Origin of the sequence: Providencia sp. PROV129 (assembly GCF_028482245.1) — a bacterium.
In the GTDB taxonomy this organism is placed as follows: Bacteria; Pseudomonadota; Gammaproteobacteria; order Enterobacterales; family Enterobacteriaceae; genus Providencia; species Providencia vermicola.
In genome coordinates this window covers 14,941-35,633 of record NZ_JAMPQD010000002.1, presented here as the reverse complement: position 1 = coordinate 35,633, position 20,693 = coordinate 14,941, and the positions used below count along the sequence as shown (strand labels likewise).

Genomic DNA, 20,693 nt, shown 5'->3' with positions numbered 1-20,693 from the left:
GATAGCTTTCATTATCTCCTTAATTGCTTTCATGGCGCTGATACCGAGGTGGATATGACATTGCACATAAATACAAAAGGTTATTACCCATCAATAACGTTTGATAAAGACTTCAGGTTATCAATTGAAAATCATGAAGTACAAAAAATAGAGGGAGATACGGATGCTCTCTTTACTACAATGGATGCACCGATTGAGGAGATAGTTGATTTCCTCTTAAAGCATGAATGGACTGATGCGCTTATGGAAGAGTACATCACCAGAGGGAAAGGGAGCCTAATATTTTCGGCGGTGGCCAAGTTAAGTAAGGACGCAGCATGAGAATTTCAGAGTATGAAAATTTCGTCACTATTCCAGACCGTGAGCACATAGCAAATCAGGATGATGAGCTAATAAATGCTACCACTGAATTAATTTGGAACGCCCTTCCCTCTTCAGTCAAAAGGAAAATGACTGAGCAAGAATCAGATGAAGCATGGAACGCTTGGTTTGAGCTAGCCAAAAGCGAAAGGAGGCTATTGTGAGTGCAGCAGTTCAAAAGGTATATGAAATTATTAACCCGCTTAAAACGGAATTTGAGCAGGTATGCAGCGAGCCAAGCATAGCATTTAAAAGGGAGTCTGAATTTGCTATGCAGATATTTGCTAATAATGATTTTTTGGCGAATGTCGCAGTGAATAACGTTGTTTCAGTTCGAAGTGCTGTAATGAACATTGCGGCTATTGGCATTAGCTTAAACCCAGCGCAAAAACTAGCTTACTTAGTACCTCGTGATAAGAAAGTATGCCTAGATATTAGTTACATGGGATTAATGCATATAGCCCAGCAGTCAGGGGCTATTAAGTGGTGTCAATCAAGCATTGTACGCCAGAATGATAATTTCCAACTCACCTCAATAGATACCGCACCTCGCCATGAATACAACGCCTTTGCCACACAAGAGCAAAGAGGCGAAATAGTCGGCGCTTACACAGTAGTCAAAACAGAAGATGGCGACTACTTAACTCATACAATGGCTATTGCAGATATCTATGCAATACGTGATAGGTCATCCGCTTGGAAAGCTTGGATATCCAAAAAGGCAAAATGCCCTTGGGTTACAGATGAAGAGCAAATGATTCTGAAAACTGTTGTTAAACAAGCCGCTAAATACTGGCCTCGCAGAGAACGACTAGACCAAGCCATTGACTACGTTAATACCGAAGCTGGCGAAGGCATCGACTTTAAAAACGAACAGTCACAGCCTCGTGATGTAACTCCCGCAAGTGAACAGCAAATGGAAGATATCACAGACCTAATGATTAAGGTTAATGGTGATTGGAGCGACGCATTCATGGCGTTCATTAGCAAACGATTTAAGCGACCAATATCACATCCGACTGAGATAACCGCTTTTGAGGCTAATGACATTATCGACATGCTAAGGAAAAAGGCTGAAGGAAAATGATTAGCGATGACATCATTCTAAGCAAAACAGGCATCGATTTAACAAAAGTAGAGCAAGGAAGCGAAGAGTGGTTGTCAATCAGGTTAGGTGTTGTGACTGCCTCTGAGGCATGGAAAGTCATTTCCAAGCCAAGGTCAGGCACTAAATGGTCAGACACAAAGAAAACATATTTAAACACCCTTATTGGTGAAGTTTGCACGGGAGTTTACAAGGAAGTATCAGCAAGGACGCTTGAATGGGGTAAGACCTACGAATTAGAAGCAAGGATGACATTCGAGTTTTACACTGGGTTAACGGCAAAGGAAGTGCCAATAATATTCAAAGACGAGCAACTACGGATAGCTTGCTCTCCAGATGGCATTTGCAGTGATGGCTCAGGATTAGAGCTTAAATGCCCGAATAACACGGACGTATTTATCGACTTAGCATTGAACGGAATCGATGCAATGAAAAAGGAATATGTGGCTCAAGTTCAATATTCCATGTGGGTTACAGGTAAGGACATCTGGCACTTTGCAAATTTTGACCCACGAATGCCAGCAGGGAAAGAAATTGCATATTTCCCTGTTGAGCGGGACGAAAACATGATGAAAGAATTCGACGAATTAGTCCCAGAGTTCATTGAAGTAATGGATCAGGGTTTAAATAAATTAGGTATTCAATTTGGCAATCAGTGGGGTAAGCCATGCTAAACGAAGTAAATATTATTGGTCATCTTGGTAATGACCCTGAAATTAGATACCAACCTAGCGGTGACGCTATCGCAACTATGTCTATCGGATGCTCAGAGCGTTGGAAAGACAAGAAAACGGGCGAGCAAAAAGAAAAAACTGAATGGATACGTGTTGTTGTGTTCGGGAAACTAGCTGAAAACGTTGGTGAGTATCTTAAAAAAGGCTCGCTAGTTTTTGTAAAAGGAAAATTCAGAACTAGAAAATGGCAAGACCAGTCAGGACAAGATAGATATTCGACTGAGGTCACTGTGGGCATGGATGGCATCGTGAAGTTTCTAGACAAGAAACCACAGTCACAACAAACACAGCAACAAGGTAGATGGGTGCAGCCTCAGCAACCACCACAGCAAAACTTTGAGCCACCACAGGACTTTGAAGATATCCCTTTCTGACCCTTCCCTATGTGATTTAACCAAAGGAGAAAACCTATGGCTTGGTGCGATAGCCCATACAAGGACAGAGAATCAACAGAAGAGCAAAAGGAAGATTGCTCATACTGTGCTTATTGCGATGTAGAACTACTAAATGACGATGAAATTTTTGTTGGTGGCGATACTGTTTATTGCTGCGAGCAGTGTTTCATCGATAGCCAATAACCAAAGGATATATTTGCAAGGATGCAAACAGGAGATAGATATATGGTGATGCACATTAAAATTAATGAGCATGATGTGATAGAGGTTGGTAAATATCCAGATTGCCTAGAAATAGGATTTATTGATGAACGCTGTAATTGTGGCGATGGTTCATGTGAAGCCAAAGTTCACGGAGGTGAGTATGTGAACATCCCAACTAAGCAAGTGCCAGAATTAATTCGTGAGCTGGTAAAGCTATATCCAGATTGGGATAAGGAATATTTTAACTCGCAGGGATGCAATGATGAGGAGTGAGTATGAAGGTTGAACAATCTCAAGTGACTAAACTGGTGATAACAGGTATAGAGCGTCACGACCCCATTCATGTTTATCTTGAAGATTACGGTGATAACAAAAATGGCAGAGTTACTATTAGCGAAAGTGGCGATTCATGGTCTTGTTTTTGGGGTTCTATGGGCGGCTCACTAGTTGAGTTTATTCATAGGATTAATAATCACTACTGGATAGGTAAACTAGACTCTAATTTAAACTCTGAGATAGATGATGATAACGATGCAAATGCTGAATATGCTAAAAAGCAAGTTATCGAACTGCGCAAAGATGATGAAATAGACCAATACGAAGCAAGGGAGTATTGGGATTTAATTGAATCATCCGATGATGTTAAGAGTGATTGTTGCAATTGCTATATAGGAAGTAAGTTACTTAGTTTGTTTGGTGATGATGCTTGGTATAACGATTGGCCTTCTATTCCCAACCCTAAATATCTAAGAATGGAATCACGATTAAATGCTGTTCGCGAGGCATTAAAACAAATAAGTGTGAGTTAAGTAGGCGTTTTGACAGTGGATTAGTCACAGGGATGTGAGTATGATTCCTGCTTTAATTTTTGTTAAGGATAATGCAAATGAGCGAAATCTCACGCCTAGCCACAACTGATAAAGACATTGTAGATATGTGGTCAGTGATAATTAAAATAGTTTATACACTTATCGCTGGAGCTATTGGTGGTGCGTGTACTTTTTGGTGGAACAGAAAAAAGTATCTTTTAGCTAAACAGAAATTAGAGCATGAAATAGAATCATCAAGAGCTAAAATTGAAGCTGATAAGAAATTACTTCGCCAGCAAATGATAACAAATAATATTGCTCCGATGAGGCAGGCTTGGATTAATAATGTTAGGTCTCAAATATCAGAAATAATTGCAACATCTGATTTTACAAGAACTTATCTACATGATTTTAAATCTGATGATAAAATGTTCGAAGATGAACGAGAAAGACTTAAGCTAGTAGTGGAGCACGGTAGCAATGCAATAAGAGCATTACACAATATTAAATTACTCCTACCAATTAATGAATCTGATTATTCATTACTGATTGGCGACCTAAAGGAATTAAGTGAGAACATAATTAGTAATTCATTAAATAAAACTGATAGAGATAATTTGGTTGATAAAATAACTAATGATTCCAGAAAATTATTGAAAAAAGAATGGGAAGTAACCAAATCACTCAAGGAAATAGAATAATAACTCACCCTGCACTAGCGGGGTTTTTTATGTCTAAAATTCAGAGTAACAATTAATGCAAATAATCGGATATGTATTACTCATGCTAATACAGGGTTCTGCTGTGCCTGTATCTGAGCAAATATACACACAGAAAGAATGCGAGAGCCGTGCCATGCAGATAATGCAGGTGCGGGATGTTGAGATTAAATGTGGGGAGGTGATTCGTGAGTAAATATAACATAGGATTTGAAGTGTATTATATTGGATACGTTTCATTCATAAAATACCCAGCGTTAAGACACAATAAATGTAAATGGAAAGTTGCAGCAAGAGTAATTGATACTTACACGGGTAAATCTCTAATAGATTATTGCAATATCGAGTATACAGTAAAGCCAAATAAGCGAGACCTTCGAAAATTAAGAGCTGAGATAATGTGGGAAGTTAGAAGCTTTATTAGAAATAATGTTGAATTTGCAACCCCTCAAGACATTACAAGATAACGGTCAAAGATTGAATATGAAATTTAAAGTCGGCGATAAGGTTAGAGTACACCCTCTCGATGAAGACGGAACTGTTTATTTAGTTGACGATAACTCGACTGTATTACCTTATTTAATTGAAGACGAGGACGGTCAAACCTCATGGTGGCCTGAAGAAGATTTGGAGTTAATCAATGAATAAACCAGTAAGTGAATTAAATCCGAATGACATAATTAAGCTTGGTGATAACTGGTTTCGTTGTTGTTACTTTTATTATTCTGACCGTGAAACATCTATAGACCTACAACGCGAACGTGACCAGATTAACCCTTATTGCGACAGTACGTGCATCAAGATATCAATTAACAAAGATGTAGGTATTAAATTTGAAGTGAAGGATTCGGAGAGCAACAATGGAAATTAAATTAGGTAGATATGTAATAACATCTGACAAGTATCAATTCATTCTTAATGAAATTAAAACGATAAAAGAAGGTGAAAACGCAGGAAAAGAAACAATGGTTACTGTTAGCTATCATCCAAAAATGGAAATGCTAATTAAAAAGTTATTTATGCTTGAAGTTAAATCTGATGATATTAAGTCGCTGCAAGATATGAATGACAAAATAAATCAGCTCAGCACTAGCCTATCAGGTCAAATATCGGAATTAATTAAATAGCATATTAAACGGAGCGGATAATGAAACTCATCATTCGCGGTGAAGTCACGCCCACTGAAAGGATTGCTATTAATGCGGCATTGGAAGCCCACAAAAAGAATCACAATCGAACTGGAATAATCGTTAATCACAAAATAAAGATAGGAAAGAATATCTACCCTGTCGAAATTCAAAACTGTCAAAAGTCTTATATGGTAACAATGAGAAATAAAAGGCAGAGGATATGAATGAACAGATATTAGAAAACGGACGCCGAAAGATAGCAAGGGAATGCCGTGACAAATTAAAGCAACTCAAAAAACTCAGCGACAAACAAAGCACAGCAATACTCAAAGATTATCTTCCGAAATTCCAATTAACACTCAGCGAAAAGCACAAGAAATTCCCACCGATTATGTGGTTGACTTATTACGTCAACTCTATCGATAAGGAGATTAATAGTGGATGACTCTCTTTATACAATAAAAGAATACGCATCGATGATCCGACTGTCATCTTCAACGGTATACCGAAACCCTGCAAGATATTACATGTTCAGGGTCGGTAGCTCATGGAGAGCAAACAAGGAAAGCCTAAAAAAGTTTGAACAGGCGCAGTTTAACGACAATAATGTCTATCGGCTGGCTTTGGTCGGTAGTAAGAGGAAAACCAAATGCCAATATACAAAAGAGGCAGCAAGTATTGGGTCGATGTATCCACCCCAACTGGCGAGAGAATTAGACGCTCTACTGGCACCTCAGACAAAATAAAAGCACAAGAATATCATGACAAACTGAAGCATGACCTGTGGCAGCAGGATAAGCTTGAGAAGCAACCAGATCGGATATTTGAAGATGCAATTATTTTGGCACTTAAGGATGCCAAGGGGCAATCAAGTTTTAAAACTAAGCAGGCTTACTCTAAGTATTTTATCGCTATTCTTGGTGGAAGAAAGCTATCATCAATCACTAGTGATGATATTGCTAACTCAATCCCCGATTATAGCCCGATGACAAAGAGTAAGCTAACAAGCGCAACTAAGAATCGGTACCGTTCTTTCATTCTTAGAGCTCTATCACTGGCACACAAAATGGGCTGGATAACTAGGGCATCTTATATTCCAAGAATGAAAGAGCCCACCGTAAGGGTTCGATGGTTAGAAAAGTGGGAGGCCGAACTTCTGTTATCTAATATTAAAGTTAAGTGGATGAGGGATTTTGTTTCCATTGCTATTTTAACAGGCATGAGAAAAAGCGAGATATTATCGCTTAAATGGAAAAGTGTAGACCTAGTTAGAAGAGTTGCTCATGTAACGGCTGATAACGCAAAGTCAGGACGTGCTAGGCCAGTGCCGCTAAATGATGTAGCCATTGAAATTCTAAATGGAATTGAAAAAGATGGTGATTATGTTTTTTCAAACGACGGAAAACGAAGAAGCTGTCACTATCGCGAGTGCTACTATCAAGCGCTAGCTGATTCTGGCATAACTGATTTCACTTTTCATGACCTCAGGCACACGTGGGCAAGTTGGCACGCACAAAGCGGAACTCCGCTCATGGTACTTAAAGAAATGGGCGGATGGGAGACATTGGAAATGGTTCAGAAATACGCACACTTTAGCGGTCAACATTTAACCAAATATAGTGAGCATGTCACAATTTCGACACAGTCGAAGAATGAAGCCAGTCAAAAGCCACATCTAACACTTTTAACTGGCTGATGTACAACGATTAATTTTACACATCCAAAATTACAAGCCACTTCAACTTTAGATTATGAGTCAGAAGCTGCAATTATGGCAAATATGCATTTAATTGCCCAAGGCAGAACAGTTATTAGCATCGCACATCGGCTAAACACAATTATGCATGCTGATAAAATTTGTGTTATTCAACAAGGGAAAGTTATTGAAATGGATACGCATAAAAACCTCCTTGCATCGAATGGGCTTTATGCGCGTTTATGGCAACAGCAAACACAATAAAATGCCTAAAAAAGCATCACTTAGATAGCAAGTGGTGCTTTTTTCCTAAAAGCGTACTTTTTTTAACCTATCAGGCTCACTCGCTTACCTCCAAGCTATAGCACTGCGTGATGAGCTAGGGTATCATGGCGCGCTGAATTATTGGCACACCCTTTTAGCAATTATAGACATGGCAAAAGAACAAACTGATCGTACAACTCTGGATTTGTTCGCTGAGGAACGAAGGCCTGGGCGACCTAAGACAAGCCCGCTATCACGGGATGAACAACTAAGGATAAACAAACGCAACCAACTAAAACGCGATAAAGTGAAGGGGTTGCGTCGAGTTGAACTTAAACTAAATGAAGAAGCTGTTACTGTGCTCAATCAGTTAGCTGAAGAAAAAAATATAAGCCGCAGTGAATTAATAGAAGAAATCTTGATGTCACAACTTCAGCACGTTGATGAGACAATACTCAAGTAACGCTCTCTTAGTAAATCACACAAATTTGACAGACTTATAAAAGTTTTTTCGCCAGAATAAGGCATAAAATTCTATTTATTTTCGTTCTAAATGAGTTCTAGAAGTTGAGAAATTCCTTCTTTCTCTCTTAGAAAAACAAGAGGTTAATCAGTTTATGGCAGTCATCGGTATTTTCTTCGGAAGTGATACAGGTAACACAGAAAATATTGCCAAAATGATCCAAGAAAGATTAGGCAAAGATGTAGCAGAAGTTCATGATATTGCTAAGTGCAGCAAAGAAGACATTGAGGCTTTTGACATTCTACTTCTTGGTATTCCAACTTGGTATTACGGCGAAGCACAATGTGATTGGGATGACTTTTTCCCAACATTAGAAGAAATTGATTTTGACGGTAAGCTTGTCGCGCTCTTTGGTTGTGGAGATCAAGAAGACTACGCAGAATATTTTTGTGATGCGATGGGCACCATTCGCGATATCATCGAGCCACGAGGTGCGGTGATTGTTGGGCACTGGCCTACTGAAGGTTACCACTTCGAAGTTTCTAAAGGTATGGCGGATGACAACCACTTTATCGGCTTAGCGATTGACGAAGATCGCCAACCTGAATTAACAGATGAACGAGTGGATGCATGGGTCAAACAAATCTCTGAAGAAATGTCATTAGCTGAAATTCTCGGCTAGTCGATTAAAAATATGTGTTGCTGATAGATTGAATCATTTTCCGCTCAAAATGTACCACCTCAGAGCATCATTCAGTCTAAAATAATCGATTAAATATCCTTATTGGATAGACTTATAAGAGATTATCAAAATAATGAGACAATGCATGGTTTCTATTTTTATTTTCCATGCCTATAATTGTAAATCAGTTTAGAAGACAACTGGTTTTATGTTAAAAATGTCTCATTATTGTTAAATTTATGATTTAAGATACAGGACAAACCCGCATGACAGACAACAATAAAGCATTGAAAAATGCTGGACTCAAAGTCACTCTTCCAAGACTTAAGATTTTGGAAGTACTTCAGGAGCCTGAGTGCCACCACGTCAGTGCGGAAGATCTCTATAAAAAGCTGATCGACATGGGCGAAGAGATCGGGCTAGCGACTGTATACCGTGTATTGAACCAATTTGATGATGCAGGTATCGTTACACGCCATAATTTCGAGGGTGGAAAATCTGTATTCGAATTAACTCAGCAACATCACCATGACCACCTAATTTGTTTAGATTGTGGTAAAGTGATTGAGTTTACTGACGAGTCGATTGAAACCCGCCAAAAAAATATCGCTGCTCGCCATGGTATTAAACTGTCTAACCACAGCTTATACTTATATGGCCACTGTGCTGATGGTGATTGCCGCGATAACGCTGACGCACACGAAGCAAAAGAGTAATAAATTAATCGCCATCGTAACTTGATGGTGACCCATTCTTCAAAAGCCTGATGCTATCGTTATCAGGCTTTTTTATTGCATCAATTCACCGATAAATTAACCTTTTCCAGTTAGAATACCCATAATTTATCTTATTCACTTTATATTTATCACTAAAATATGTCATTAAGGTGAAATATTGAAGTGTTCTATAATAAGTTGCAATTCACTTCAAATCCTTTATATTGTTTGTCGGATAAATTCATCTCTCTATTTTAAAATATTTACAATGGTATCATAGTGATGCATAACGTCATTTAAAACATACATTGCATCTGTTTTTTATATCACTGTCATATGATTTATCTAATTAATGTCTAAAATAAGTTCAACATATTACGACCAAAATTTTGGCTTGCTTTTAATTTAATAAGCAAGATTAGTGTAATAAAAAAGTTAAATTACAATTATATGATGTAATTCATATATTTTTAGCTAGACTTATTTGGATTACTCTCGTACTTCGTAAGAGATTAACTGATGAAAAAAACATATCTTTTTATTAACACTAGTTTTTTCTTCTGGTTTCTTACTTTAATAGGATGGTTTTTTCGTCATACTGCCATCACCTTATTTTCATTTGTATTATCAATTCTGTTCTTGATCTTATACTTCAATCAAAAAAAGGTAAGTAAAATGTTCACCAAAAGACAAAACAAACAAGCTCTAGAAGAAACAACTACAATTCGTGAACCTGATATTATTTCTAAGATAGAAGAACAAGTTACGATATCAACCCCAACGCTTAGTGAAGAAAAATCGAATACAATTATCTCAAGGGATGTTATGTTTGAAGGCAACATAACATCTAACGAGCAAGTGCATATTTACGGCAAAGTGGTTGGCAATATTACAGGGAAAGATAATACTGTAAAAGTTATGCTCAACGGCCAAGTGACGGGTAATATTACTTGTAAAGAATTGATTATTAATGGCCAAGTTGAGGGTGAGTGCGTCTCTGAGTCCATTAGTATCGAAAATAATGGCGAAGTCCATGGAACAATTCACTACAGCAGTTTATCGATTAAAAAAGGCGGCATCCTTTCAGGACAAGCTAAAGTCAAAAATAGTGTTTCTCATATGGATAAAGTCACAAAATTAAAAGATAAAATAAAACATGATACGCCTATCACTAATAATGAAGATGATAAAGGAATTGCTTCGTTATAATCATTTGTTTTTCTGTACTAGGATAATGACTACATATTAAAAATAAGGTGGATCTATCCCCACCTTATTTTTAAATTTCAAACTTTAAATATAAGTATATTTTCTTATTCTATTTAATAGTTTGATATTGCATATATATGCTATGTGTATTTTTAGTTGGTTACCATTATAGATATTACAATGGTAACCGCTATTTACTTAACTCATTAAAAAACCGTAAATGGCATCATTACCATAAATTTAATATCTTTTTCATCTTGGAAGATATTTCCATAACCACCACCATAACTAGGGATATCGGTATGATTATCATATTTGGTGAAGTGTAACTTAAAGAGAGTGTCTTTTGCTCGGCCTGTTTGAACGGTATATAATATATCAAAATTCCACGCACTTTCTTTTAAACGCACATCTTGGGCATATTGGGAGTTAGTACTTGGTTTTGCGTCCCAACCATAAATATAGGATGTCCCCACTTTCCAACCCGCAAGATCCCAGTTTTTAAGATCATACATCACACCAGCATATAACGCTTTTTCATTGTTGGCGTTCCAGTCTGAACGACCATCCCACCAAATATCCATACGTCCATTCGATGTCGCCCAACCAGGAGTCATACGTTGCAAAAAGTAGCCTTGATTACCTTCTGCTTTAACATAGGTTCCTTCAACTTTAAAATCAAACTCCTCATAGGTATACCCTAATGTCATCGCTTGCAACCATGCTAATCCATCATAAACATCATTAACACCGCCATCAGAAACCTTGTCTTTTGAACCATAGAATTGATATGAGAGACGTAAATCGCGTTCAGCCACAGGCAGGGCATATGAAACTTTAGCAAAATACTGATCCATATAATCTTTTGCCTGGCCATAAGCCCCTTCTAACACTAAATTGTTTTTAAAATCATATTTAAACCCAATTGAGTGCAAATAACTGATCCCTGTTTTACCATCCGCTTCACGGAAATCATACATTGAACGGTACCACGGTGCTTTATAACGGTCTGCCCACATATAAGACATGCTCAACTCACCGTTTTGTTCAAAATCAAACACACCACCAACTTCTAAACCACGATAAGTCCCAGGCATATAACTCCAGTGCGAAGCTAATAAGGTCTGACCCGTTGGCTGAATATATCCCCCTCTCCCCCAGAAAGGGCCATATTTTAATTTTGCAGCCGCTTTATAAAATGTCACCCCACTGCGATCGCCTGTCCATTTTTCATCCCAGCGTGATTTAGCGTCACTAAAACCGATTTCATTGGGGGCAGCAGGCCCACTGTTAGATAACTCGATGGCAGTAAAACCCGCTAAATCCAAACCAATAACATCTTGAAAATAGCCCGATGAAAAGTCTAGGCTAGCATTAAATGTAGAGTGCTTCAGATTATCTGCATATTTTTTATATTTATCGCTATTTGGGTCTAAATCCTTACGGGAACGATCCCTTTGCCAGTAATAAAGCCCACCAGTGAGTTTTGAATCTTCGAAAAACTGTTCAGCGTGAGTGATAGGTTGATACGCGATAGGTAACATCGCGATTGCGATTTTTAAGACGAGCAACTTCCTGCCAGTATTGACATGTTTATTAACCATTCTTGTATTCCTCTAATATTTTTTATGTTTTATTATTCGGCCGAAATACGATTTAACTTTCCATTTAAATCCAAATATTCACAACAACTTATGTTGCTTGTGATGTAATTAGCCTATTTTTTGCGACGCGAATTATCAACACTGATACTGGCTTTGTTGCCAAAATATGATCAACGGCACATTAATTTTTATTAATAGTCACCATCACAGATGATGACCCATGATTTAAAAATATATAACAGTTTGATAAATATAATAAATAAATAGATATTAGAGAGAGGGTTAAACTTAAGAACACGTGGATAAATTGCCTTGATATGATGCAAACACGCCAAATTAAGTGCTATTGCTTGCGTTCTATCACCACATTGACTTAATTTTGTGAGAAAGGTAAATGAAATAAGGTCTTTTAAATTCGTTTTATTGTTTTAACTTAATCATTTGAATAAATTGATAGTAATTATTCTTTATCATTTTTCGATTTTTCTGCATTAATATTCTCAATAATACGATAGCATTATTGAGAATAATTCCCCTGTTTTCATCTGCTACTATGAAATTTCCATTTCAACAAGAAGCGTACAAAAATGAATATTGATTTAACAGGAAAACGCGCCTTAATTAGTGCATCAACCGCGGGTATCGGCTTTGCGATAGCAAAAGGGCTTGCAAGTAGCGGTGCAGAAGTATTGATTAACGGTCGTAATAAGAAAAGTGTTGATGATGCGGTATCCCGTCTACAAAAAGAGCTTCCTAGCGCTAAAGTATCCCCAGCCGTCGCTGATGTGAGCCACCCTGAGGGGCTCAACCTGCTACTCAGTGAAATCAAAGAGATCGATATTTTAGTCAACAATGCTGGCATTTATGGTGCTGAGGACTTTTACACAACCGACGATGCCACTTGGGATAATTACTGGCAAACCAATGTGATGTCTGCAGTACGTTTATCTCGAGCCCTATTGCCTGCAATGGTTGAAAAAGGCTGGGGGCGAGTTGTCTTTATTTCATCTGAATCTGCACGCAATATTCCTGCGGATATGATCCACTATGGTGTCACAAAAACAGCAATGCTCTCCCTTTCACGAGGACTTGCTAAATATGTTGCTGGTACTGGTGTGACAGTCAATAGTGTTCTCCCTGGCCCGACCCTTTCTGATGGTTTTGCCAATTTGATGGAAGACGAAGCAGCGAGAACAGGTAAGTCAATCGAAGCACTCGCTAACGAATTTGTCGTTGCGCACAGACCAAGTTCAGTTATTCGACGTGTAGCGTCTGTGGAAGAAGTGGCAAATATGGTGGTTTATACATGTTCGAAACAAGCCTCTGCAACCTCTGGAGCGGCATTACGCGTTGATGGCGGAGTCATTGACGATATTATTTAATCATCGGTAAGCTTATTACCTAATGTATTGATTATCGAGTAGCAAGACAATTAACGGGGGGCAAAAACCTGCACCCCGCTACCTTAACTTTCACACTTAATATTTTTCAAATAACATTTGAATTTTTTGTGGGTCTTTAGTTTCAGTCAACGCTAGCTGCAATAATACGCGTGCTTTTTGTGGATTTAACCTTTCAGATGCCACGAAGCCATATAGATTATCATCGACCTCTGCATTACGTGTGGTATAGCCTGTTGGAACACGGCTAGCACGTACTACAACCACATCCTCTTTTGCCGCTTTTGCTAGTGCATCAAATACCGTTTTGTACATGTTGCCGTTACCAACCCCTGCACTAACAATACCTTCGGCCCCTTCTTCTCTTAGAGCTTTAACAGGTGCTGCGGAAGCATTCGCATAGTTATAAACAATACCAACTGCAGGTAATTTATCGAGTTTACTCACATCAAACGCAGCGTTATTTTCCCGTGGCTGAGGAGCTTGGAAATACGTCACTTTGCCATCGTGGATAAACCCTTCGGCACCTGCGTTAACCGCATCAAATGCCTGGACTTCTGTGGTGCTCATCTTCATCACATTTCGGCCTTGAACCACCTTGTCATTCATTGCCATTAGCACGCCACGGTCACCAGCTGACTTATCCGTTGCAAGCACCACCGCGTTATACAAATTTAGCGGCCCATCAGCTCCCAGTGCTGTTGATGGGCGCATTGCACCGACCAACACAATTGGTTTCTTACAATAGGTTGTTAAATCAAGAAAAAAGGCCGTTTCTTCTAGTGTGTCCGTTCCGTGAGTGATCACAAAGCCATCGGTTTTATCGCAGTCTTGGTTGATTTTTTTCGCCAACGTCAACCAAACTTGGTCATTCATATCTTGCGAACCGATATTCACCAATTGTTCGCCGCTTAAATTAGCAATTTTCTTGGTTTCTGGAACTGCATTAATTAACGCATCAATCCCCACTTTACCCGCTTGATAACTAGAAGAAGTTGCTGAATCCCCACCCCCAGCAATGGTTCCCCCCGTTGCTAATACCGTAATATTCGGTAAAGCGACGGCAGATACGGTAAACAGTGAAACCAGTGTTGCGAGCAGCGCTTTATTTCTGTTTTTCATCCTATTTTCCTTTCATTAATAAACTTCAGTTATTATGTGGGTTTATGCTAAATTTATTGTGATCTATACCCCAAATAATTCGAGTTGCAGGTAGGCGACAAGCGAAGATAAACGGGGAGCATAGATAAACTATGTGACTCGGCTAGCTAAGCGTAGTCAACACCGCTGCAAGTTGAAGGATTTCGGGTATATATAATTATTTTAGGAGAAATAATAAATATTAAGATGATTTGTCTATTAATGAATAAAAAGCGTGAGGTTGCGACAAAAATCCGTATCATAGCCCGTTTGACACACTCTATTCACAAGTGACTGACAATGAGCCAAACATTTATTCCCGGCAAAGACGCCGCTCTTGAAGACTCCATTGATGCATTCCAGACCAAATTAAAAAAATTGGGGTTTGATATTGAAGAAGCGTCATGGTTAAACCCTGTACCAAACGTTTGGTCAGTACATATTCGCGATAAAGAGTGCCCTCTTTGCTTTACCAATGGTAAAGGTGCGAGCAAAAAAGCCGCTTTAGCTTCTGCCCTTGGCGAGTATTTCGAACGTTTATCGACTAACTACTTCTTCGCTGACTTCTACTTAGGTAAATCCATTTCAGAAGGTGATTTTGTTCACTACCCAAATGAAAAATGGTTCCCACTAACAGAAGATGACAGCCTACCAGAAGGGCTTTTAGACAATCGTTTGATTAAATTCTATGACCCTGATGAGGCATTAGCCGCAAGCCAACTCATTGACCTACAATCTGGCAACGAAGAACGCGGTATTTGTGCGCTACCTTTTACACGCCAATCTGATGACAAAACTGTCTATATTCCAATGAATATCGTTGGGAACTTATACGTTTCTAACGGTATGTCTGCGGGTAATACAGCTAACGAAGCGCGTGTTCAAGGGCTTTCAGAAGTGTTTGAACGCTTCGTAAAAAATAAAATTATTGCAGAAAGCATCAGCTTGCCAACTATTCCAACAGAAGTGATGGCTCGTTACCCAAGCGTGGTGGAAGCAATTGATACCCTTGAAAAAGAAGGCTTCCCCATTTTCTGCTACGACGCGTCATTAGGTGGAAAATACCCCGTCATTTGCGTGGTGTTGTTTAACCCACAAAACGGCACTTGCTTCGCCTCATTTGGCGCACACCCTGACTTTGGTGTTGCCCTTGAGCGTACCGTTACTGAATTATTACAAGGCCGCGGCTTAAAAGACTTAGATGTGTTTAACGCACCAACCTTTGATGATGAAGAAGTGGCTGAGCACACCAACCTTGAAACACACTTTATTGATTCAAGTGGCTTAATTAGCTGGGATCTGTTTAAAGACGATGCGGATTATGAATTTGCAGATTGGAGCTTCAAAGGTACGACGCAGGAAGAATTTGCGACGCTTATCCGTATTTTCAATACGTTAGATGCCGAGGTTTACATCGCAGATTATAACCATTTAGGCGTTTATGCGTGCCGTATTTTAGTGCCAGGTATGTCAGATATTTACCCTGTTGAAGATTTACATATTGCGAATAATGCAATGGGCGCTTATTTACGCAATACGATTATCAACCTGCCTGATAGCCAATGGGAAAAGCAAGACTACCTTGCCCTGATTGAGCAGTTGGATGATGACGGTTTAGACGATTTCACCCGTGTACGTGAATTGCTTGGTTTAGCGGTCGGTAAAGATAATGGTTGGAGCAACCTGCGTATCGGTGAATTAAAATCAATGTTAGCCCTTGCGGGTGGTGACCTTGAACAAGCTTTAGCATGGGTTGAGTGGACACAAGACTTTAACAGTTCAGTGTTCACGCCAGAACGTGCGAACTATTATCGTTGCTTGCAAACGCTATTGTTATTATCGCAAGAAGAAGAAAGAAACCCTGCGCAATACTACAATGCATTTGTCCGTATGTATGGGCAAGAAGCGGTCGATGCAGCCTCTGCTGCAATTGCAGGAGAGTCTTGCTTCTATGGCTTGTGGTCAATCGATGATGAGCTAAAAGCACTGCCAGCTCATCAAGCACTACTTGCGGCTTATGAAAAACTGCAAAAAGCCAAACGCGCTAACGCGTAATTAAATCACAGGTTGGCGGGGAGCCTTCCCCATCAACCTGTTATCATGTTATTGATGTAGATAAATCATAAATCCAACGAACGCTTCCACAATAAGAAATCAAATTGTTCTAAGCGATCCGCTTTCACCTGATATTCTCCACTCGCCGTTTCGATGACCCGTTCAAATAGCCCTTTACTGATCGTCGGCAATGGAACCCCATCAATGATTGGACCGCAGTCATAGTCGATCATGTCGGACAAACGTTCTGCTATTGCGCTATTAGTCGAAATTTTTAGTACGGGCACAATTGGGTTACCCGTTGGCGTACCTAGCCCCGTCGAAAAAATAACCACATTGCAACCTGCGGCGACAAGGCCTGTTACCGCATCCACATCATTCCCCGGCGTACAAACCAGTGACAATCCGCTCTCTGGCATGGGTTCTGCATAATCACACACTGCACTTATGGGTGAAGTGCCGCCTTTTTTTGCCGCACCTGTAGATTTAATCGCATCGGTAATTAAGCCATCCGCAATATTTCCAGGGCTTGGGTTATCCGCGATGGTGGTGTTAAAGAAATTCGCCGTTTTTTCATAGCGTTCCATCAATTCGAGAAATTTCTTTTTGTCATCGAAAGATACGCAGCGTTTCACCATATCCCCTTCTGCACCACATAATTCGGGAAACTCCGCCAAACCAGATGCGCCACCTAACGTGACTAACCAATCTGAAACAAGCCCCATTGCAGGATTACCTGAAATCCCTGAAAAACCATCAGAAGCACCACATTTTACACCCAATTTTAGGTGGGATAATGGCACATCAACCCTCGATTGTGGCTTAACCGCTTTCATGCACTCATAAGTTTGTTTGAGCGCAGTTTGCATCATTTCTTCTTCGCTATCCCACTCTTGTTGACGAAAATACAGTGCAGGCTTATCAAAGTTTGGGTTACGTGCAGCCAGTGATTCTTTAAACATTTTGCGCTGCGCTTTTTCACATCCTAAGCTAAATACCGTAATACCAATCACATTAGGGTGGTCTGCATAAGCTGCTAACACATCACACATGGTTTTACTGTCCGAGGTTGCACCGCCGCAGCCACTGGTGACAGTAATGCACCGAACGCCTTCAATATGCGGGAACAGCTTTGGTTTTGCTGTCGGCGTTTGCGTTCCTGCAGTTAAGTCTAGTGCAAAGCTTTTTAAGCTATTATTGGTGTAGCCTAATGCATCATTTAAAGCATCGGTTAATTTCGTCACATTGCGGTTTTCGCAAAAAACTAACGGGAAAATTAGCCAGTAATTTGCTGTTCCTACACGCCCATCTCCTCGTACATATCCTTGAAAAGTTCGTTTTTTATAAGCAGAAACATCAGGTGCTTTCCATTCGTACAGTGAATCATTTTCTAAGGAAACAGGAGCTGCATAATGGCGAATATTGTTCACCGTAATGGCTTCGCCTTTTGCAATGGGTTGCGTCGCTTTACCTACTGCGGTGCCATACATCGATACCACACCATCGATGGGTAACGCTTCTAAGGCAAATTTGTGTTTAGCCTTCACGTCAGTGACTAAGGTAATTTCTTCATTGCCCCAATGGTAAACTTCCCCAGCGTGCAAGTCTTTTAAGGCAACAATCAGGTTGTCGCTTTCATCAATTCGTAAAATCTTTTGCATGTCACACCTTCCAATTGTTGCCATTAATTCGATGACAAAACTTTATGACCATTTTTATGAGAGTTCTTTTTAAGGAGCGCAATTAACACAGCACAACCCACAGTTATCACTGACAATGTCATGATCCCCGCTGTATTGCTGTTCATTACTTTATCCACTTCAACGCGGATGATAGGTGCAAGGAATGAACAAAATGCCCCCATAGTGGTACAAAAACCAATCCCCGCTGCTAATGCAGGACCACTGAGTAACTGAGGCGGAAACGTCCAGAAGACAGGTTGAACCGATAAGAAGCCCACCGCGCTTAAACATAGTGCTGCAATAGCAAAAACTGGGCTGGCAAATGCAGATAACGCTAAGCCCACCGCCGCAGCTAACATGCACAAAACAGATATTTCCACACGCTTTGTTGGATGGCGGTCGGCAAAGCGCGGAATATAATAGACACCAAAGGCTGAGCAAGCCCATGGAATAGCTGCCACTAACGATTGTTTGAATCCTAAGCTTTCCCCCATTAATGAAGCCACTTGGGAAGGCAAAAAGAACATCAGGCCATACACGGATATTTGGATGGTGCCGTAAATCAATGCAAGGTGCCACACCTTGGCATTTTTGAGCGCTGAAAGCACAGAGGTAGTTTCTGTTTTTGCATTTTCTTTGGCAAGTTGCTCCGTTAATGCCTTTTTCTCTTCGTCGGTTAAAAAACGCGCTTTTTCAGGGCTATCATCCAGATAAAAGAAGGCAAAAATACCAATAACAACCGCAGGCAAGCCTTCGATAACAAACATCCAGAACCAACCTGGACGGCCTAACCAGCCATGCAACTCTAATAATGCACCAGAAAGTGGAGAACCTAGCGTCAAGGCTAATGGCACTCCTAAAACAAATATACCAATCACTGATCCGCGGACATTATTAGGAAAATAGATTGATGCTAATAATAGAATTCCTGGATAGAAACCTGCTTCCCCTAGCCCTAATAAGAAGCGCAAAATAATAAATTGGGTTTCATTGGTGACAAAGCCTGTCATCGCGGAGAGTACGCCCCAAATGATTGTGGTGATACTCAACCATTTTTGGGCGCCTATTTTATTTAAAATTAAGTTTGCGGGGATACCAAATAATGCATAGGCCGCAAAGAAAATCCCTGCCCCAAACGCAAATGCAGAGTCCGATAACCCGATATCTAACTGCATAGCATCTTTAGCAAAACCAACATTCACCCGATCAATAAATGCAACGAAATACAAAATAAACATCAGGGGTACTAAACGTTTCCACGATTTTTTAATCGCAGAGTTTAAAACAGGATTGTTATAAGCTTGTGTTGTCGCCATGATATTTTTCCCTGTCGGTAAGATGTTCTATTGTGTTGTTATAGGAAAGATCAGAGCGGTGAATCAGCCAGTGCTAATAATTGCTGAAGTTGCTCTGTCTGTACACTGTTCAATCCAATAAATGGTGAGCTACAACGGTCTGAGTTAATCACTCCTTTCAGTTGCAACGCTTTTTTAAACGTTGGAATAAAGGGAGCATTCACCCCGTAAATCGCCATCAGTTGGTCAACACGTTGTTGATGTTTAGCGACGAGCGCTAAATCGCTTTTTGCAAAGGCGTTCATCCATGAAGCAAAAAACTGCGGAATAATATTTGAAAGGCCACCAATACAACCGTTTCCACCTGATAACACGACATGCGCAAAGTTGTTGTCGTAACCTGCATAGACTTCAAAGTGTGGAATACGGGATTTCACAACATCAATGACTTGTGCTGTATGATTAGTGTCGGGAATGGTATCTTTCAGGCCAATAATATGAGGGTATTTATCTGCTAAGCGTAAACACACTTCAGGTGATACAGAGTATCCCGTACGCTCAGGAAAGTTATAAATAAATATTTTTGCTGAGGTTTTTTCTGCTATTGTGCTGTAAAAGCGAAATACACCCTCGTCATCTAACGGAAAATAATAGGGGCTGATTATCATTACCCCATCGACCCCTTGCTCATTCGCATAATTGGCAAGTTCAATCGATTCATTGACATCTAACCGACTTGCTCCTGCATAGACCTTCATATCCCTTTTGGGGTAATTGCCACAAAGGTCAATCAAGGTTTTCGAACTGTTCATATCGAGTGCAAAAAACTCCCCCGTACTGCCCATCGTGACAAAACCCGAGACTTTTGTGCTAAGCGAATCATAAACTTGTCGATTTTGTTCAATATCAACGCGGCCTTTGTCATCAAAAATAGTGACAACAGGGGTGATATAGCGACTTTCCATACGTGATAGCTCCATTTGGTTATTGTTCATATATACAAACCTTATTCATAAATAAAAACAACATTA

The 20,693-nt window shown here is 39.8% G+C and carries 26 protein-coding genes and 1 pseudogene; 22 read left to right on the top strand and 5 right to left on the bottom strand.

Annotated features, from left to right (window positions below):
• The first annotated feature begins 54 nt into the window (after positions 1-54).
• The 20 genes and pseudogenes from PSF27_RS00915 to PSF27_RS00820 all read left to right on the top strand — a co-directional run bounded on the left by PSF27_RS00915 (position 55) and on the right by PSF27_RS00820 (position 10,486).
• Positions 55-321 (top strand): hypothetical protein, encoded by a 267-nt coding sequence (locus PSF27_RS00915; protein WP_272680681.1) that lies wholly within the window; start codon positions 55-57, stop codon positions 319-321.
• Positions 318-524 (top strand): hypothetical protein, encoded by a 207-nt coding sequence (locus tag PSF27_RS20940; RefSeq protein ID WP_272680680.1) that lies wholly within the window; start codon positions 318-320, stop codon positions 522-524. Before PSF27_RS00915 ends, PSF27_RS20940 begins: the two co-directional genes overlap by 4 nt.
• Positions 521-1,447 carry a recombinase RecT gene (locus tag PSF27_RS00905; protein ID WP_272680679.1) on the top strand — a complete coding sequence of 309 codons (927 nt, stop codon included), beginning with the start codon at positions 521-523 and terminating at the stop codon, positions 1,445-1,447. Before PSF27_RS20940 ends, PSF27_RS00905 begins: the two co-directional genes overlap by 4 nt.
• Entirely contained in the window at positions 1,447-2,139 is a 693-nt protein-coding gene (locus tag PSF27_RS00900; RefSeq protein ID WP_272680731.1) for a lambda exonuclease family protein, read from the top strand. Before PSF27_RS00905 ends, PSF27_RS00900 begins: the two co-directional genes overlap by 1 nt.
• Positions 2,133-2,573, top strand: coding sequence for a single-stranded DNA-binding protein (ssb, locus tag PSF27_RS00895; RefSeq protein ID WP_272680678.1), 441 nt, complete (start codon positions 2,133-2,135; stop codon positions 2,571-2,573). Before PSF27_RS00900 ends, ssb begins: the two co-directional genes overlap by 7 nt.
• Positions 2,574-2,609: 36 nt before the next feature.
• Positions 2,610-2,777 carry a hypothetical protein gene (locus tag PSF27_RS20935; protein ID WP_272680677.1) on the top strand — a complete coding sequence of 56 codons (168 nt, stop codon included), beginning with the start codon at positions 2,610-2,612 and terminating at the stop codon, positions 2,775-2,777.
• Between the two features lie 42 nt (positions 2,778-2,819).
• Positions 2,820-3,071: a hypothetical protein gene (locus tag PSF27_RS00885; RefSeq protein WP_272680676.1), complete on the top strand. Its 252-nt coding sequence runs from the start codon at positions 2,820-2,822 to the stop codon at positions 3,069-3,071.
• Between the two features lie 2 nt (positions 3,072-3,073).
• Positions 3,074-3,607, top strand: coding sequence for a hypothetical protein (locus PSF27_RS00880; protein ID WP_272680675.1), 534 nt, complete (start codon positions 3,074-3,076; stop codon positions 3,605-3,607).
• 77 nt (positions 3,608-3,684) lie between these two features.
• Positions 3,685-4,308 (top strand): hypothetical protein, encoded by a 624-nt coding sequence (locus PSF27_RS00875; protein ID WP_272680674.1) that lies wholly within the window; start codon positions 3,685-3,687, stop codon positions 4,306-4,308.
• A gap of 206 nt (positions 4,309-4,514) precedes the next feature.
• Positions 4,515-4,793, top strand: coding sequence for a hypothetical protein (locus PSF27_RS00870; protein ID WP_272680673.1), 279 nt, complete (start codon positions 4,515-4,517; stop codon positions 4,791-4,793).
• 16 nt (positions 4,794-4,809) lie between these two features.
• Entirely contained in the window at positions 4,810-4,974 is a 165-nt protein-coding gene (locus PSF27_RS00865) for a hypothetical protein (RefSeq protein ID WP_272680672.1), read from the top strand.
• Positions 4,975-5,186: 212 nt separating this feature from the next.
• Complete coding sequence (locus tag PSF27_RS00860) at positions 5,187-5,453, top strand: DUF5405 family protein (RefSeq protein ID WP_272680671.1); 267 nt, start codon at positions 5,187-5,189, stop codon at positions 5,451-5,453.
• Between the two features lie 20 nt (positions 5,454-5,473).
• Positions 5,474-5,680 carry a DUF4060 family protein gene (locus PSF27_RS00855; RefSeq protein ID WP_210848370.1) on the top strand — a complete coding sequence of 69 codons (207 nt, stop codon included), beginning with the start codon at positions 5,474-5,476 and terminating at the stop codon, positions 5,678-5,680.
• Positions 5,677-5,901, top strand: coding sequence for a hypothetical protein (locus tag PSF27_RS00850; protein ID WP_248467891.1), 225 nt, complete (start codon positions 5,677-5,679; stop codon positions 5,899-5,901). Before PSF27_RS00855 ends, PSF27_RS00850 begins: the two co-directional genes overlap by 4 nt.
• Positions 5,902-6,105: 204 nt before the next feature.
• Positions 6,106-7,152, top strand: coding sequence for a tyrosine-type recombinase/integrase (locus PSF27_RS00845; RefSeq protein WP_210848369.1), 1,047 nt, complete (start codon positions 6,106-6,108; stop codon positions 7,150-7,152).
• 33 nt (positions 7,153-7,185) lie between these two features.
• Positions 7,186-7,416 (top strand): annotated as a pseudogene (locus PSF27_RS20930) (type I secretion system permease/ATPase); the annotation flags it as partial.
• A 169-nt stretch (positions 7,417-7,585) separates the two neighbouring features.
• Positions 7,586-7,879 (top strand): LexA regulated protein, encoded by a 294-nt coding sequence (gene ybfE, locus PSF27_RS00835; protein WP_206085467.1) that lies wholly within the window; start codon positions 7,586-7,588, stop codon positions 7,877-7,879.
• Positions 7,880-8,033: 154 nt separating this feature from the next.
• Positions 8,034-8,561: a flavodoxin FldA gene (gene fldA / locus PSF27_RS00830; RefSeq protein WP_206085466.1), complete on the top strand. Its 528-nt coding sequence runs from the start codon at positions 8,034-8,036 to the stop codon at positions 8,559-8,561.
• Between the two features lie 266 nt (positions 8,562-8,827).
• Positions 8,828-9,277, top strand: a complete 450-nt coding sequence (fur, locus tag PSF27_RS00825) for a ferric iron uptake transcriptional regulator (protein WP_004256285.1) — start codon at positions 8,828-8,830, stop codon at positions 9,275-9,277.
• A gap of 675 nt (positions 9,278-9,952) precedes the next feature.
• Positions 9,953-10,486, top strand: a complete 534-nt coding sequence (locus PSF27_RS00820; RefSeq protein WP_241016871.1) for a bactofilin family protein — start codon at positions 9,953-9,955, stop codon at positions 10,484-10,486.
• Positions 10,487-10,692: 206 nt separating this feature from the next.
• Here PSF27_RS00820 and chiP read toward each other — a convergent pair whose 3' ends face one another.
• Entirely contained in the window at positions 10,693-12,090 is a 1,398-nt protein-coding gene (gene chiP, locus PSF27_RS00815) for a chitoporin ChiP (protein WP_442958934.1), read from the bottom strand.
• Between the two features lie 587 nt (positions 12,091-12,677).
• Between chiP and PSF27_RS00810 the strand changes: the two genes are divergently transcribed.
• On the top strand, positions 12,678-13,472 hold the full coding sequence (locus tag PSF27_RS00810) for an SDR family NAD(P)-dependent oxidoreductase (RefSeq protein WP_206085463.1): 795 nt from the start codon (positions 12,678-12,680) through the stop codon (positions 13,470-13,472).
• 96 nt (positions 13,473-13,568) lie between these two features.
• Here the strand turns inward: PSF27_RS00810 and ansB are convergent, their stop codons facing one another.
• Positions 13,569-14,612, bottom strand: coding sequence for an L-asparaginase 2 (ansB, locus tag PSF27_RS00805; RefSeq protein WP_206088380.1), 1,044 nt, complete (start codon positions 14,610-14,612; stop codon positions 13,569-13,571).
• A gap of 318 nt (positions 14,613-14,930) precedes the next feature.
• Here ansB and ycaO point away from each other — a divergent pair, with 318 nt between their 5' ends.
• Positions 14,931-16,685, top strand: coding sequence for a 30S ribosomal protein S12 methylthiotransferase accessory factor YcaO (gene ycaO, locus PSF27_RS00800; RefSeq protein WP_206085461.1), 1,755 nt, complete (start codon positions 14,931-14,933; stop codon positions 16,683-16,685).
• A gap of 65 nt (positions 16,686-16,750) precedes the next feature.
• Here the strand turns inward: ycaO and PSF27_RS00795 are convergent, their stop codons facing one another.
• From PSF27_RS00795 to PSF27_RS00785, 3 genes are read right to left on the bottom strand one after another with little or no spacing between them, the layout of a single operon-like run.
• The gene (locus PSF27_RS00795; protein ID WP_272538766.1) at positions 16,751-18,346 is read right to left on the bottom strand and encodes a UxaA family hydrolase; all 1,596 of its coding nucleotides are present in this window, start codon (positions 18,344-18,346) and stop codon (positions 16,751-16,753) included.
• A 23-nt stretch (positions 18,347-18,369) separates the two neighbouring features.
• On the bottom strand, positions 18,370-19,683 hold the full coding sequence (locus PSF27_RS00790) for an MFS transporter (protein ID WP_206085459.1): 1,314 nt from the start codon (positions 19,681-19,683) through the stop codon (positions 18,370-18,372).
• Between the two features lie 50 nt (positions 19,684-19,733).
• Positions 19,734-20,627 carry a dihydrodipicolinate synthase family protein gene (locus PSF27_RS00785; protein ID WP_206085481.1) on the bottom strand — a complete coding sequence of 298 codons (894 nt, stop codon included), beginning with the start codon at positions 20,625-20,627 and terminating at the stop codon, positions 19,734-19,736.
• Between the last annotated feature and the right edge of the window lie 66 nt (positions 20,628-20,693).